Origin of the sequence: Streptomyces sp. NPDC092370 (assembly GCF_044755265.1) — a bacterium.
Classification (GTDB): domain Bacteria; phylum Actinomycetota; class Actinomycetes; order Streptomycetales; family Streptomycetaceae; genus Streptomyces.
The window spans coordinates 260,384-275,377 of the sequence record NZ_JBIVQO010000007.1; the positions used below are offsets into that span (position 1 = coordinate 260,384).

Annotated in this window: 12 protein-coding genes and 3 pseudogenes; 6 read left to right on the forward strand and 9 right to left on the reverse strand. The window is 73.3% G+C overall.

All coding sequences use genetic code 11. The features are described from left to right. Positions 1–91: 91 nt before the first annotated feature. Positions 92–775: an HAD family hydrolase gene (locus ACIQHQ_RS22600; protein ID WP_402614073.1), complete on the reverse strand. Its 684-nt coding sequence runs from the start codon at positions 773–775 to the stop codon at positions 92–94. A 19-nt stretch (positions 776–794) separates the two neighbouring features. Beyond that, entirely contained in the window at positions 795–1,271 is a 477-nt protein-coding gene (locus ACIQHQ_RS22605; protein WP_031111300.1) for an Lrp/AsnC family transcriptional regulator, read from the reverse strand. Between the two features lie 198 nt (positions 1,272–1,469). On the opposite strand from ACIQHQ_RS22605, the gene ACIQHQ_RS22610 reads away from it, so the two are divergent. Next, positions 1,470–2,960, forward strand: coding sequence for an FUSC family protein (locus ACIQHQ_RS22610; RefSeq protein WP_402614076.1), 1,491 nt, complete (start codon positions 1,470–1,472; stop codon positions 2,958–2,960). Between the two features lie 247 nt (positions 2,961–3,207). Further along, positions 3,208–4,233: a lactonase family protein gene (locus ACIQHQ_RS22615; protein WP_402614078.1), complete on the forward strand. Its 1,026-nt coding sequence runs from the start codon at positions 3,208–3,210 to the stop codon at positions 4,231–4,233. An 86-nt stretch (positions 4,234–4,319) separates the two neighbouring features. On the opposite strand, the gene ACIQHQ_RS22620 is transcribed toward ACIQHQ_RS22615, so the two are convergent. The 4 genes from ACIQHQ_RS22620 to ACIQHQ_RS22635 form a co-directional block, all read right to left on the reverse strand. Further along, positions 4,320–5,243, reverse strand: coding sequence for a sirohydrochlorin chelatase (locus ACIQHQ_RS22620; protein ID WP_402614080.1), 924 nt, complete (start codon positions 5,241–5,243; stop codon positions 4,320–4,322). A gap of 110 nt (positions 5,244–5,353) precedes the next feature. Next, entirely contained in the window at positions 5,354–6,340 is a 987-nt protein-coding gene (locus tag ACIQHQ_RS22625; protein ID WP_402614083.1) for an N-acetylglucosamine kinase, read from the reverse strand. Next, on the reverse strand, positions 6,337–7,014 hold the full coding sequence (locus ACIQHQ_RS22630; RefSeq protein ID WP_402614086.1) for a uracil-DNA glycosylase: 678 nt from the start codon (positions 7,012–7,014) through the stop codon (positions 6,337–6,339). The genes ACIQHQ_RS22625 and ACIQHQ_RS22630 overlap by 4 nt, the downstream gene beginning before the upstream one ends. 100 nt (positions 7,015–7,114) lie before the next feature. Next, on the reverse strand, positions 7,115–8,272 hold the full coding sequence (locus tag ACIQHQ_RS22635; RefSeq protein WP_402614088.1) for a WD40/YVTN/BNR-like repeat-containing protein: 1,158 nt from the start codon (positions 8,270–8,272) through the stop codon (positions 7,115–7,117). A 213-nt stretch (positions 8,273–8,485) separates the two neighbouring features. Here ACIQHQ_RS22635 and ACIQHQ_RS22640 point away from each other — a divergent pair, with 213 nt between their 5' ends. Beyond that, positions 8,486–9,070 (forward strand): hypothetical protein, encoded by a 585-nt coding sequence (locus ACIQHQ_RS22640; RefSeq protein ID WP_402614091.1) that lies wholly within the window; start codon positions 8,486–8,488, stop codon positions 9,068–9,070. 4 nt (positions 9,071–9,074) lie between these two features. On the opposite strand, the gene ACIQHQ_RS22645 is transcribed toward ACIQHQ_RS22640, so the two are convergent. Further along, positions 9,075–11,090 (reverse strand): HEAT repeat domain-containing protein, encoded by a 2,016-nt coding sequence (locus ACIQHQ_RS22645; RefSeq protein WP_402614094.1) that lies wholly within the window; start codon positions 11,088–11,090, stop codon positions 9,075–9,077. A 180-nt stretch (positions 11,091–11,270) separates the two neighbouring features. Between ACIQHQ_RS22645 and ACIQHQ_RS22650 the strand changes: the two are divergent. Next, positions 11,271–11,462 (forward strand): annotated as a pseudogene (locus ACIQHQ_RS22650) (PaaX family transcriptional regulator C-terminal domain-containing protein); the annotation flags it as partial. Positions 11,463–11,535: 73 nt separating this feature from the next. On the opposite strand, the gene ACIQHQ_RS22655 reads toward ACIQHQ_RS22650, so the two are convergent. Further along, positions 11,536–12,324: a pectate lyase gene (locus tag ACIQHQ_RS22655; protein WP_402614097.1), complete on the reverse strand. Its 789-nt coding sequence runs from the start codon at positions 12,322–12,324 to the stop codon at positions 11,536–11,538. A 449-nt stretch (positions 12,325–12,773) separates the two neighbouring features. On the opposite strand from ACIQHQ_RS22655, the gene ACIQHQ_RS22660 reads away from it, so the two are divergent. Then, the gene (locus ACIQHQ_RS22660) at positions 12,774–14,114 is read left to right on the forward strand and encodes a PHB depolymerase family esterase (RefSeq protein WP_402614100.1); all 1,341 of its coding nucleotides are present in this window, start codon (positions 12,774–12,776) and stop codon (positions 14,112–14,114) included. Positions 14,115–14,148: 34 nt separating this feature from the next. Here the strand turns inward: ACIQHQ_RS22660 and ACIQHQ_RS22665 are convergent. Continuing rightward, a pseudogene (locus ACIQHQ_RS22665) lies at positions 14,149–14,655 on the reverse strand (NADH:flavin oxidoreductase/NADH oxidase); the annotation flags it as partial. 16 nt (positions 14,656–14,671) lie between these two features. On the opposite strand from ACIQHQ_RS22665, the pseudogene ACIQHQ_RS22670 reads away from it, so the two are divergent. Further along, positions 14,672–14,991, forward strand: a pseudogene (locus ACIQHQ_RS22670) (IS982 family transposase); the annotation flags it as partial. Positions 14,992–14,994: the final 3 nt, after the last annotated feature.

The window sequence follows — 14,994 nt, forward strand, 5'->3', positions numbered from 1 at the left end:
GTCGATCAGCCGGTCCAGGCCGAACAACCGGGCCGGTGCCAGGTGTTCCGGCTTGCCGGTGATGGGCGTGCGGATCACGGGAGAGGTGACGTCAGGACAGCCGAGCCCGGCTCACGAGCCAGGCGTACGCGGCCCGCGCCGTGAACTCCCCCTGGCCGCCCCGCAGCAGCAGATCCGCGGTGGCGAACTCCGGTGCGTCCGCCTGCGCCGGGACGTACGGGATCGCGATGCACCGCATGCCCGCCGCGTGCGCGGCGGCGGCGCCCGGAGCCGCGTCCTCCAGTACGACGCAGTCGGACGGGGGCGCGCCGAGCCGGCGGGCCGCCTCCAGAAAGACGTCGGGAGCGGGCTTGCCGTGCGCGACCTCGTCGGCGGACAGGTGCGCGTCCAGCCCGGTTCCGGCCAGTACCGCCGAGATGGCCTCCGGGGACGAGCCGGAGGCCACGGCCATGGGAACGCCGTCGGCCGCCAGCAGTTCGACGAGGGTGCGCATCTCGGCGTAGGCGCGCGTGGCGCCGCGGGCCAGCTCCAGATAGCGGCGGTTCTTGGCGGCGAGCAGTTCGTCCACCGGGGCGCGCAGGCCGTAGCGGTCCTTCCAGTCCGCGACGGTCTCCTGGGTGCTGATGCCGACGTACCGCTCGTGGTCAGCCCAGGTGAAGTCCGCCACTCCGAATGCCGCGAGCGTCTGACGGCCCGCCTCGTAGTAATTCGGCTCGCTGTCCACGAGCGTTCCGTCGAGATCGAAGATGACCGATATTCCGTGGAGCGGGCTCATGCCGCCATGCTCTCAAAGATCATCCGCGGGCCGACCGCCCGATCGACTCCACCAGCGGCAGCATCCGGTGGGAGACGCGTTCGCGCAGGGCGACCTCGGTCCGGGTGCGCACCACCCCGGGCATGCTGATCAGCTTCTGGACGACGTCCTCCAGATGCGCGTTGTCCCGCGCCACCACCCGGGCCAGCAGATCCCCGCCACCGGTGATCGAGAAGGCCTCCACGATCTCCGGTACCGCCGCCAGCGCGTCACCCACCTCGTCGAGATGACCCTGGGTGACCTCGATGTGCACGAACGCGAGCACCGGATGTCCGAGTGCGGCGGGGGAGAGGGCCGGTGCCGTGCCGGTGATCACGCCATCGCGCTCCAGCCGGTCGAGCCGGGCCTGCAGGGTGCCCCGTGCCACGCCGAGGATCCGGGCGTACTCGCGCACGCTCGTGCGCGGCTGCTCCAGCAGCAACCGCAGGATGCGGGTGTCGAGCTCGTCCACGGGCATGGCGCGTCCTCCTCGGCCGTTGGCTCTGCCGCGGCCGCCCCTCAGCCGCGCCGACAGTACCAATGGACCAGTCTAGAAGGAGCCGGTTGAGCCAGTGGCCTCCGAGATGCTCATATGGGGGAGTCGATGGCGCTGCGGACCCCGCGGCGCCTTTTTCGTGCCTACTCGTGGCCGGCGTTTCGAAAGGGGCGGTAAGCGGTGCTGAAGAGGGTGTTCATGGCTCCTGATCCGGGGCGGACGCGGTTGCGGTTCGGCGCGCGCGCCGTGCTCGGCATCGCGCTCGCGGTCGCCGTGTGCGGCCTCGCCGGGCATTCCCTCGCGGGTGCCGTCACCGGCGGTCTCGCCGCCCTGCTCGCCTTGTTCACCGTCACCGACGCCACGGTCCGCGGCCAGGCGGTCACGACCGCGCTGCTGCCCGCCGTCGGCCTCCCGGTGCTCACCGCCGCGGCCGAGCTGCACGACCATCCGGTGGCCCGCGACCTCACCTTCCTCGCCCTGGTCGGCGCGGGCGTGTACGCGCGCCGCTGGGGGCCGCGCGGGCACAGCCTCGGTGTGTTCGCGTTCATGACCTTCTTCGTGGCGCAGTTCCTGGATGCCACCACCGACCAGCTGCCCCAGCTGTACCTCTCGGTCCTGCTGTCCGTCCTCGCCGCCGCCGTGGTGCGCTTCGGTCTGTGGTGCTACGAGCGTCGCCGGCCCGTGCCCGCCGTGCCCGCGCCGCCGGGCGGCACGGGTCTCGCCCGCGTGACCACCCGCCAGGCGATCCAGGCCACCGCCGGGGCCGGCTTCGCCCTCGTCGTGGGCCAGCTGGTGTCCGGGCAGCGCTGGTACTGGGCGGTCGGCGCCACCTGGTGGATCTTCGTCAACACCACCTCGCGCGGAGAGACCCTGGTCCGCGGCTTCCGGCGGCTGCTCGGCACGGTCATCGGCATCGCCCTCGGCCTGCTCGTGGCGGTGCCCGTGCACGGCGACCCGGCCGTCACGGCCGCGCTCGCCGCCGTCTGCGTCTTCGGCATCTTCTACACGGCCGCCGTGTCCTACACCTGGATGATGCTCTGGGTCACCCTCCTCGCCGGACTGCTCTACGGCCTTCTCGGCGTCCTCGGCCCGGACCTGCTCGCCCTGCGTCTCGCCGAGACCGGCGTCGGGGCGCTCGGCGCCGCCCTGGCCGTGATCCTCGTCCTGCCCGTCACCACCCACAGCATCACCGACGCCTGGATCCGGCGGGCCCTGCGCTGTGTGCACGCCTGTGCCGTCGAGACCGCGCGCCGCCTGGCGGGGGCGCAGGACGCGGACCCGGCCCCGCGGGTGGCGGAGCTGGAGCAGCTCCTCGCCCGGGTACGGCTCTCCGTCGCCCCGCTCGTGCACCCGCTGAACCCGATGCTCGGCCGCAAACGGCGCGCCCGGCACGTGCTCGCCCTCCTCGACGACTGTGCCCGGGAGATCCGCGGCCTGGTGGCCGTCGCGGCCGACCCGGAGGCCTCCCACGACGCCCGTCTGGCCACGGCCTGCCGACGGGTGGAGGCCGCCGTCGAGGCCCTCACCGAGGGCAGGGACATCGCGGTCCACGCGGACGGGCTCCCTCACGCGGAACCGGCCCTGGCCCATCTGCACGGCCTGGAACGAGCCCTGTCCGAACTGGCCCGTCCCTTGCGCGCGCCGTCGGGCTCCCCGCTGGTGGGTGCCTGAGGGGCGCTCTCCGTCCCGGGAGGCACGGGTCGGTGTGGGGCCGGCCGTCGCGTGCCGCGTGGGGCCCGCCGCCCGGTGGGGAGGTCAGACACTGGGCTCCCGGCCCGGCAATCGGCCTCGGACCGGTCGCCGCCCCTGACTCGGGCCCGGGGCCGACCGGGCGACCCGCCCCCTTGACCGCTTGGTCTAGACCGCGCATGATCGGCTGCGCGGTCCTTCCGGGCGGCACGGCGAGAGGGAGACAGCGGTGGCGGACGGCGGGCGGCGGGCGTTCATCGGGTCGTTCACGGCGGCCGGCGGTCCGGGGATCGTAACGGCGCAGGTCGACACCGACAGCGGCGCGCTGACCGTGCTGAGCAGCGTGAACTCCGTTCCGGACCCCTCCTGCCTCACCCTCTCGCCCGACGGCGGGACGCTGTACGCGGTCAGTGAAACGGCCGACGGCGCGGTGACCGCGTACCGGGTGGACGGGGACCAGCCCGAGCCGGCCGGGCGGCCCGTCCCGGTCGACGGCAGTGGTCCGACCCACCTCGCCCTGTTCGCCGGTCACGTCCTGACCGCCAACTACGGCTCCGGCAGCGTCACCGCGGTCCCCGTCCGCCCCGACGGCACCCTCGCGCGATCCGCTTCCGGAGTGCTCCGGCACACCGGCGCGGGGCCGCACACGCCCCGCCAGCAGGGGCCCCACGCCCACCAGGTGCAGCCCGACCCGAGCGGCCGGTGGGCCGTCAGCGTGGACCTCGGCACGGACTCGGTGCGGGTGTGCACGCTGACGGACGGCGCTCTCGCCCTGCACCGGGAGACCGCCCTGCGCCCCGGCTCGGGGCCGCGCCACCTGGCCTTCCACCCGGACGGCTCGCACGCGTACGTCGTCAACGAACTGAGCCCCTCCATCACCCTCTGCCGCTGGAACGCGGCGGAGGGCGTGCTGACGCCGCTCTCCGAGACGCCGGTGCTGTCCGGCGCACCGGCACGTGACGCCTACCCCTCGGGCATCGTCGCCTCGCCCGACGGCCGCTTCGTCTGGACCGCCACCCGCGGCGAGGACGTCCTGTCCGTGCTGGCCGTGGAGGGCGAGGGACTGCGGCTCGTCACCACGGTGCCCTGCGGTGGCCACTGGCCGCGCGCCCTCACCGTCTCCGACGGATTCCTGTACGTCGCGAACGAGCGCTCCGGAGAGGTGACCTGGTTCGCCGTCGACCCGCGTACGGGCGTGCCACGACGCGCCGGTTCCCTCGGTGTGACGGCCGCGTCCTGCGTGGTCCTGGGCTGACGGAGAGGTCCCGCCCGGAGCGCGGCCCTACGACGGGAAGGCCCGCTCCGAACCCGGAGCGGGCCTTCCCGTCGGTACGTCCCGCCTCAGCGGGCCGGCGCGCTCTGCGCCTGCTGCGGCGCGATACCCAGGGCCGTCGTGTACTTGGCCAGCGCCAGCTTGCCGATCGCCGGGTACGGGCCGAGCGATTCGGCGGCGGAGCAGCCCGCCTCCTTCGCGGCCTCCTCGACCAGGCCCTGCTCGATCTCCGGGCCGATCAGATACGGCGCGAGCGCCAGTTGGCGCGAGCCCGAGGAACGCAGCTGCTCGGCGACGGACGCGATGGAGCCCTCCTGGTCCAGGGCCGCCGCCATCACCGGCACGGCGAGGCGCGCGGCGAGCAGCATGCCGGTGATCCCGGCCGCCTGCACGGCCTCGTCACCGCCGACGGAGGCCAGGATGATGCCGTCCGCGGCGGTCGCCACGGTGAACAGCCGGGCACGGTCGGCACGGGCCAGACCGGCCTCGGACAGCCGCACGTGCAGCGCCTCGGCGAGCAGAGGGTGCGGGCCGAGGACATCGGTCAGCTCGGCGGCGACGCGGCTCTCCATGAGGGCCTGGCGGACCTGGCGCAGCAGCGCGCTGTCCGGGCCGGCGAGCAGCGGCACGACGACGGCGACGGGGCCGTCGGGCATCTTGACGTCCAGGCCGGCGGCCCGGGCCTGCTCGAAACGGGCCGTGCGCTCCTCGGCGGCGTGCACGAGCACGGCCTGCAGCGAGGCGAACTCCGCGTTGTCCCCGTCGAGGTATCCGATGCGGGCCTCGAGGCCGGGCAGCTCGGAGCGGGCGATGCTCACGACCTCCTCGGCGAGGCTGCGCGTGGCGCTACTGGGCGTCCCCGGCACGGCGAGGACGAGCGCGGGCGCGCCCTCGGGAGCAACCAGCGGCTCGGGACGGCGGTGCCGTCCGGGCTGGCGGGGGCGCGGCATTCGTACGGGCAGGCCATCCGCGGGCCCAGTGGGGGAACTCATGGCGCCGCATGTTACTGGCTTCCAGGGTTCCCCTGTTCGGGGAGGGTGCAGGTGAGCGGTATCCGTCCTGTTTTGTCTGATGAGTTACGTACGGACCGGATACGGTTGGATCAATCACCCGACCGGGTGGTCACGGACAACATCCTCTCGTCACCCGGCAGCGTGAGCGCACCGGCGCTCAGCTCGGCGGCGATGCGCACCGCTCCGTGCAGCGGATCGCCCTCGGCCGGCAGCCGCCGTGCCCGCGGCAGCCGCCGCGCCAACTCCTCGTCCACAGGCCCGAGCAGTGGGGCGCCCAGCTTGAAAAGGCCGCCGGTGACGGCGACACACGACTCACCGCCGGAGGGGCACACGGCCGCCGCGGAGTCGGCCACGTGCCGGGCGGCCGCGCGCAGGATGCCCGCCGCGACGGGATCCTCACCGGTGCAGGCGGCCACACGAGGCGCGAAGGAGGCGAGGACGGCGGGCCGGTCGGGACGGGGGTACAGCGCCCCGGGCAGCCCCGCGACGGGCCCGAACATCTCCTCGGCGCAGGCCAGCAGGCGGGCCGAGCCGTCCGTACGCCCGTCGTGGGCGCGCAGCGCGGCCTCGAGACCGGCCCGGCCGATCCAGGCACCGCCCCCGCAGTCGCCCAGCAGATGCCCCCAGCCGTCCGCACGCCGCCAGCCGGTCAGATCGGTGCCGATGGCGACCAGTCCCGTACCGCCGGCGATCACGGCACCGGGACGTGGCCCCAGCGCGCCCATGTACGCGGTCACGGCATCGGCGGCCAGCGCGACCGTGCGCACGCCCCACTCCCGGGCCAGGGCACCCGGCAGTTCGGCGCGCAGCCCGTCGCCCAGGGACGCCAGACCGGCCGCGCCGACGACCACGGTGGCCAACGGCACCGGTCCGGCCTCGGCGGTCAAGGCACGTACCAGCGGCACGAGTCGCGCCATGAGGTCCTCGGGGTCGATGCCCCGCTCGCCCGTGCGGACCGGCTCGTCGCAGGCCCGACGGGCCAGCGGACCGCGTTCGGCGGTCCCCAGCACGGCACGCAGACCCGAGCCGCCGGAGTCCACGGCGAGGAACCCGGAACCCTCCGGCGCCCCGGTCACGGCAGGCGCCAGTCCACCGGTTGGCCACCCTGACGCATCAGCAGGTCGTTCGCCCGGCTGAACGGACGGGATCCAAAGAAGCCCCGGTCGGCCGACATGGGGGAGGGGTGGGCGGATTCGACGGAGGGCAGGTCGCCGAGGAGCGGACGCAGATTGCGGGCGTCACGGCCCCACAAGATGGACACCAGCGGCTTTCCACGCCCCGCCAGGGCCCGGATGGCCTGCTCCGTGACCTCCTCCCAGCCCTTGCCGCGGTGCGCACCGGGCTTGCGCGGGGCGGTGGTCAGCGCCCTGTTGAGCAGCAGCACGCCCTGCCGCGTCCACGGCGTGAGGTCGCCGCTGGACGGCTGGGGAAGTCCCAGGTCGGCGGTCAGCTCCCGGTAGATGTTGATGAGGCTGCCGGGCAGCGGCCGCACCTCGGGAGCGACCGAGAAAGACAGCCCCACCGCGTGCCCCGGAGTGGGGTACGGGTCCTGACCGACGATCAGGACACGCACGTCGTCGAAGGGCTGCTGGAAGGCCCGCAGGACGTTCGGCCCGGCCGGCAGATAGGTGCGTCCCGCGGCGATCTCCGCGCGGAGGAAGTCCCCCATCGCGGCGACGCGTTCGGTCACCGGTTCCAGGGCCTTCGCCCAGCCCGCTTCGACGATCTCATGCAAGGGTCGTGGTGCCACGGGCGTCACCCTACTGCCGTACGGGCAGCGGCTATCAACCGGTGGCCAAGGCTGCTGGGCGACCTCGTCCTTCGCCTCGTCCCCCCGTGTCATCCGCGTCTCAGCCGACGACCGCGGCCCGCACGCACAGCACGTCCGGCAGGTGCGACGCGAGGTGCCGCCAGCTGTCGCCGTCGTCCGCCGACGCGTACACCTCGCCGTTGCGGTTGCCGAAGTAGACGCCCGCCGGATCGGCGTCGTCCGTGCACATCGCGTCGCGCAGCACGGTGCCGTAGTGGTCGTCCTGGGGCAGCCCCGCAGAGAGCGGCTCCCAGCTCTTGCCCGCGTCCGCTGTCCGGTAGACCCGGCACCGGTGGTCGGCCGGGACCCGGTCGGCGTCGGCGTTGATCGGGAACACGTACGCCGTGTCGCCCCGGTGCGGGTGCGCCGCCGCCGCGAAACCGAAGGTGGACGGCAGGCCTTCGCCGATGTCCGTCCAGTGCGCGCCCGCGTCGTCGCTGCGGTACACCCCCCAGTGGTTCTGCAGATACAGGCGGTCCGGGGTCACCGCATCCCGCGTGACCTTGTGCACGCACTGGCCGAACTCCGGGTTCGGGTCGGGCAGGAACACCGCGGAGACACCCGAGTTGGAGGGTGCCCAGCTCGCCCCGCCGTCCAGTGTGCGGAACACGCCGGCGGTCGAGACGGCGACCGTCACCGCCTTGGGATCGCGCGCGTCCGTGAGGACGGTGTGCAGTCCCTCACCGCCGCCGCCGGGCACCCACTTCGACCTCGTGGGGTGCTCCCACAGGGGCCGGACCAGCTCGAACGTCTCCCCGCGGTCCTCCGAGCGGTACAGCGCCGCCGGTTCGGTGCCCGCGTACACCACGTCCGGCTCGGCGGCGGCCGGGTGCAACTGCCACACGCGCTCCAGGGACGCCCCGGTGTCCTTCGGGAACGTGACGGCCGGACGGGCGGGTTCGGTCCAGGTCCGGCCGAGATCGTCGGAGTGGAACACGGACGGGCCCCAGTGCGCGCTGTCCCCGCCGGCCAGCAGCCGCGGGGTCCCGGCCCGGGTGTCGATGGCGATCGAGTACACGGCCTGCGCGTTGAAGTAGGGGCTCTCGTCGAACTCCCAGGCGCCACCACCTCGCCGGCGCCCGATGAACAGGCCTTTGCGCGTGCCCACGGCGAGCAGAACCTCGGTCATGCCGATCACCTCCGCGGCGTCATCGTCGACGCCTTCGTCCCAGACACCGGCCAGTCTGCACCCGACCACTGACAGTCACCTCCGCAACCCACTCCGCCGCAGGTCAGCGGGGTGTCGGCGGCGTGGTCGGGCAGCGCGGCGGACCGCTTTGGGAAGCCGCTCGCGAAGGCCGGGGCCGGTGGGGGCCGGCAGACCCAACCGGATGTAGTGAGCATGCAGGCGCCGCCGTCCGTATGGGGAGGGCGGCGGGATGGTCGTGGGCTCGTGAGGAGGAGGCCTCCGATGGCGTTACGTGGTCCGAGGGTGTGGCTGTGGCGCTGGCGGCGCAATCCGCTCAAGCGCCGTGCGGACAGGGTGGAGGCCTGGGTCGTGCTGGGCGTGTGGGTGCTCACCGCGTTCGCCGGGGTGCTGGCCGGGACGACGGTGAGCCGGTCCGTCGAGGACGGGCTGGCCAGGGAGCGCGTGGAATGGCATCCCGTCGAGGCACGGCTCACCGAGCGCGCTCCCGGAACGGCCTCCGACAACGCCCATGTGTCGCGCGCCGAGCAGGTGTGGGCGACGGCGCACTGGACCGCCGCCGACGGTTCCGGGCACTCCGGCCAGCTACGGGTGCCGGCGGGCAGCGCCGCCGGGACCCCGGTCACGGTGTGGACGGATCCCGAGGGCCGGCAGGTCACCCGGCCCGTCACCGTGTCCCAGGCCCGCGTGCGCGCCTTCCTGATCGGCGGTGTGGCGGGCGTCTGCGCCGCGGCCGTGCCCCTGTTCGGCGGCCGCGCCCTGCGCGGCCGCCTGGAGCGTCGCCGCATCGACCAGTGGGACGTCGAGTGGTCCCGCTTCGGCCCGATGTGGGGGCGTACGGCGGGGTGAGGACCTACCGGTGCCCCGTTCCGGCCAGCGCCTGCCGGCACACCCGCAGCAACTCCAGGTCCTGGTGTATGCCGTAGCCGCCGCGGTCGGTTCGATGCCGCCGGGGGGAGGCGAGCTCCGCTCGGAGCAGGTCGTGCAGAGGTGTTCCCGCCGGACCCAGGACCGCGACGCACGCGGCGACCGTCCGACGCGTGCCCGGGTGCTCCGCCCAGGCGGAGCGAAGGACAGGAAGGCACTGTTCCGGCTCAGCGGCCGCCCGCCACATCGCGCACGCGGCCGTGACCCGCTCCCACGGGTCACCGGAGCGGGCCATCCGGCGCAACCCCGGCAGGGCCGGGCGGGCCGCAGGCCCAAGCCGCCCCAGCACGGCCGCCGCACGGCGCCGCCGACCGCTCGCGGGGCCCGTCAACTCCGCGAGGAGCACGGGCAGCACGGCGTCCGTATCGCCCGTGACCGACCACAGCGCGTCCGCCGCCGCCACCGCGCAGTCGGTCTCCAGCAGCCCGCGCAGATCCGGTATCGCCTCGCGCGCGGCGCTGCCGAACGCGCCGAGGGCACGAACCGCCGCTTCCGTCACGGTCTCGCGCCGCCCCGGCCCGTCCGGCAGGCCGCGCAGCAGGCGTGACACCGCCGGAACGCACTCGGCGTCGCCCAGTGCGGCGAGGGCCGACAGCAGGGGAACGGCTCGCTCGTGCGGGTCGGGCGCGTCGAGCGGCACGCGCGCGAGCCGTCTGCGCAAGGTGGGGGCGAGTGGCAGGGCAGCGCGGCCCAGGTGGGGTATCACCAGCCCCAGGTCGTTCGGGACGACCGGGCCCGCCAGCACCTCGGCCAGCACCGGGGTGGCCCGCGCGTCCCCGGACCGGGCCAATGCCTTGAGCGGGCCGCCCAGAGTCGGCGCACCCCGCTCCCCGTGCCGTACACGAAGCTCGGGGCGGTAGGTCACCAGCGCGTACAGGTGGTCCGCGGCGGGCGCGGCCAGCGCGAAGAGCTCCACCAGGACGGCGACCGCAGCGTCGTGCAACCGCTCCTCCTTCGCGCCCAGTTGGGCGCCTATGAGGGTGACGGGCTCCGCATGGCCGGTACGCCACTCGCGCAGCAGTCCGGCCGACATCCACACGCCGTTGCACCGGTCGAGGGGATCCGGGCTGGTCAACTGCCCGCGCAGCAGGGCGACCCGGTCGGCCACCCGGCCGCCGAGCGCGGAGTGCAGGGTCCGCAGCAGCCGGGAGCCCTCCTCGTGGGAGGGGCGCAGGCGCCGCAGCCGGCGGGCGAGCGTGTCCGGGCCAGGACCACCGCACGGGTGCCCGGCCCGGGCCCGTTGCCCCGATCTGTCCCTGAGCAGGTGGACGACGGTCGGTACGAGATCGGCGGGGAGCAGCTCCGGGGCGCACCCCGCGAGCTGTCCGAGTGCGGCGAGCCGGAGACCGGGGCCGTACGGAGGCCCGCTCAGCTCGGTCAGCAGACGCACCGCCTCGCCGGCGTGCGCAACGCCGTCCGGGCGGTGCCGCTGGACGAACAGACCCAGGCTCTCCGTCAGCGCGAGCAGGACCCGGTCGTCCCGTTCCACGGTGATCCGCTCCCGCACCAGGGCGAGCACCCGCGCCGGCTGGTCGAGGAACCGCACGAGCGCCCCGGGCACCGCCCGGCGCACTCCCGCGTCCTCGTCCCCGGCGAGCCGCACGAAGATCTCGGCCCGCGCGCGCAGGGCCGCACGGGCTCCGGCCGCGAGATCGTCACGGGGCCCGCCGATGTCGCCGATGCTGACGAGGAGTTCCACCACGCCCTCCCGGTCCCGCACCTCCTCACGGGCGGCGAGCGCGAGAAGAAACGGAACACAGGCGAGCGTCGAGTCGTACACATCGCCCTGGTGGTGCACGGCGCCGTACATCCCGTCGAGCGCGGTCTGCCGCTCGGCCGGGTCTGCGGAGGCCAGTCCCCGCAGTAACCCGGGCACGTCCTCCGCGCTGCCGTACGCATGGCGCAGCGAGGCCCAGTCGACCTCGTCGATCCCCCTGAACACGTTGTCCTCCCCCGGGTGAAGTGCCACCTGACGGGGAGTCTGCACCACGGCACCGACAACGAAGCGGAATCAGGAGGTGACTGTGCGCGAACTGTGCGCACGATGGCCGGAGTTCGAGTCGGCAGTCCACGCCGGTCAGGCCGCCCCGACGCCCCCGCCGGGCAGCGCCCGCTCCACGATCGCGCCGGCGACTCCCGCCCGGCCGACCGCCTGAGCGCCTTCGCCGCCGTCGTGCGGCACCTGCTCGCCGACCCCGTGCTGCCACCGGTACTCCTGCCCGCCGACTGGCCCGGCGCCGAACTGCGCGCCGCCTACGGCGACTACCGGCGGGAGCTGATCGAGGAGGTACGCGCGCGCGTCGGCGGCACCTGACGCGGACGGCCGTGCGCAGCGCCCGCCGGGACGCTCCGCACGGCCGCCTTCTCCGTGGGGGGATCGCCTGGGACTACCTGTAGGTGATGTCCGAGGTGGAGTAGAGGCAGTTCTTGCTGTCGGGCCCCGATCCGACGGCGGTGTTGTTGTTGTACTTCTGGCAGGGGACGACCTTGCGGCCGGAGTCGTTGCGGATCGTGATGTTCCGCAGGGTCGCCACGTCGTTGCGGTTGACGTTGATGCCGACGAGCCGCGCGGTGGAGCCGGTGCCCGTCACGTCGATGGTGTTGAGATTGACCTTGCGCGTGTACTGCGTGGAGCAGTCACCGCAGGAGCGGTAGAGCGTCTTGAACTCCTGCACCGCGAAGTTGGAGATGGTCAGGGTGCCGCCGCCGTTGTGCTGGAAGACCTTGTCCGCCGCCTTCTTCGCGCCGCCGCCGATCACCTGGTACGTGGCGCCGTTGCCGCCGCGGAAGGTGGCGGCGTCCTCGCCGACGTCCTCCCACCAGACGTTCTGCAGCGTGCAGCTGCCCTCGCAGTGGATGCCGTCGGCCGCGGGGGCGCCGAGGATGACGTTCTTCAGCACCGCGCCGTTCGACAGCCTGAAGATCGGGTCCTGGCCCTCCTCCTGGCCGTCTCCGGCCAGGGCCCCGGTGCCGTAGTACCGCTTCATCCCGTAGTCCTTGGTGCCGGAGACGGAGATGGTGGACGAGGTGCCCTGGCTGCCGTTGGGGGTCGGCCAGGTGGCGGCGCTCGCCGCCGGGGCATTCACTGTCATGATCATGACAACCGACAGGCCGAGTGTGGCCAGCGCGCCGGTCAGCGCCCGCCTGCGGGCGGGCGGACGTGTCGCAGAAGTCATGTCCCGATTCCTTCTGTCGTGGGGGTGGATGGGGTCAGGGCCTTCCGGTGGTCGTGCGTCCCGTGAGGGTTCCGTGGGGCTCACGGCTTTTCATGTACATGAATTGCATTCGACTTGCTGTCCCGTGTGTGGGGCACGAGTGCGTTCGTTCGCGCCGCCGGGTCACACTGTTGAACGGAACGTAGAGGGCAAGCGCTTTCTAGTCAACGCCTCACGCACAACGTATTCGGCCGGTCCGATGGCGGCGCTGGGGGTGTGGGAGCGCTTCCATGAAAGCCATGTCCATGCCACCATGCCGAAACGGATGCTTCCCTCCACGCTTCGGCAGCGAGCCCGCGGAAGGGGGCTGCCCGAAGGCCTCGCGCCCCGCTGACCCGGACCGACCCCTTCGCCGAACAGCCTCGTACGACGTCCTGCGCACCGCACCCCACAACGGAAGGGACCCGGACGTGCCTGCCACCCCCCATCCCGCGACGAGGAGACCCCTGCGGTCGATCCTCCTCGCGCTCGTCACCGCGCTGCTGCCGTTGCTCGCGGCCTCCGCGCTCACCGCGCCCGCGGCGGCCGCGGGCGAGCTGGCCCGCGCTTCGGCCCGCCAGGGGGCCGTAACCGCCGCGGCCCTCACCGAGGTGACGAACTTCGGCCCCAACCCGAGCAACCTGCGCATGTACCTGTACGTGCCGGAGAGCGTGACTCCCGAACCGGCCGTCGTGGTGGCCGTGCACTGGTGCACCGGATCGGGCCCCGACATGTACAACGGCACCGAGTACGACACGCTGGCCGACCGGTACGGGTTCATCGTGCTCTATCCGTCCGTCACCCGCAGCAGCAAGTGCTTCGACGTCTCCTCGCCCCAGGCCCTGCGCCGCGGCGGCGGCAGCGACCCCGTCGGCATCAAGTCGATGATCGACTGGGTCACCCGCACCTACGACGCCGACACCGGCCGGATCTTCGCCACGGGCATCTCCTCCGGCGCGATGATGACGAACGTCCTGCTCGGGGACTACCCGGACGTGTTCGCGGCGGGCGCCGCCTTCTCGGGCGTCCCGTTCGGCTGCTTCGCCACCACCGACGGATCCGAGTGGAACAGCGCCTGCTCGGGCGGCACGGTCACCCGCACCCCGAAGGAGTGGGGCGACCTGGCCCGGGGCGCGTACCCCGGCTACACAGGGCCTCGCCCGCGGATGCAGATCTGGCACGGGACCCAGGACGACGTCCTGCGCTACCCCAACTTCGGGGAGCAGATCAAACAGTGGACCGATGTGCAGGGCGTGAGCCGGACGCCCGCCACCACCGACACCCCCCAGTCCGGCTGGACCCGCACCCGTTACGGCGGCACGGGCGACCGGGCCCCCGTGGAGGCCATCAGCCTCCAGGGCGTCGGCCACAACCTGTACGCCCAGGGCATGGCGTCCCGCGTGCTCACCTTCTTCGGCCTGGACGGCTCAGGCCCGGCTCCCCAGCCTCCGCCCGGTGCCTGCAAGGTGACGGCCTCGGTGAACGCCTGGAACACCGGTCTGACCGCCACCGTGACCGTCACCAACACCGGCTCGACCACCGTCAACGGCTGGAAACTCGGCTTCACGCTGCCGGCGGGGCAGACCGTCACAGGCGGTTGGGGTGCCACGTACGCGCCGTCGTCCGGGTCGGTCACCGCGACCAACGTCTCATACAACGGCACCATCGCGCCGGGTGCGAGCGTGAGCATCGGATACCAGGCCGGTCACGGCGGCAACAGCGCCGTTCCGGCCGCGTTCACGCTCAACGGGACGGCGTGCGCGGCCGGTTGACGTAGCTGTGTGAGTGCCGGACCGGACGGTCGGATCAGCCGGGCCGGTGGTACTGGTCCGGCACCCGCACCTCGCCGCAGAGCTCCCGTGCGGCGAGCCGCGCCCACGGGGGGTGCGCAACGGCTCGGGGCCCAGCAGGACCGCGTCCGCCTCGCCGTTGGCCGGGATCTTCCCGGCCTGCTCGACGTCGGTGACGAGGCCGACCGCGACGATCGGCAGGGCCGTCTCGTTCTTCACCCGGGCGGCGAAGGGCATCCGGTGGCCGGGGCCGATGGGGATGCGGACGCCGGAGGCGTTGCCGCCGCTGGAGACGTCCAGCAGGCCGATGCCGTGGTCCCCGCAGGTCGGTGGCGAAACGGACCGTGTCGTCCGCGCTCCAGCCGCCGTCCTCGAGCCGATCCGTCGCCGAGATGCGGAAGAACAGCGGCTTGTCGTCCGGTCAGACCTCCCGCACGGCGTCGACGACTTCGAGGGCGAAGCGAGTGCGGTTCTCGTACGAGCCGCCGTAGGCGTCGGTGCGGTGGCTGGAGTGCGGGGAAACGCCACGTCGTCCACCGCAGGTGATCCTGGCCGACAAGGGCTCGCCGGGAAGGAGTTCCAAGCGTTCGTCATCGAACGGCAAGGCGCCCGTCTGGTGCGGCCCGACCGCGAGGACGAACCGGCCCGCTTCGGCAAGATCACTCGTGCCCGCCAGTGGATCGAGGCTGTCATCGACGCCCTCAAAGGCCGGTTCAGCCTTGGACGACACGGCGGCGGTACACCGGCCGGGGTCTTCGCCCGTACCGGCCGAAGACCCCTCGCCCTCGCCGCCGGCGTCTGGCACAACTGGACCACCGACGCCCTGATCGAACGATCCCTGATCGCCTGCGACCACTGAGAA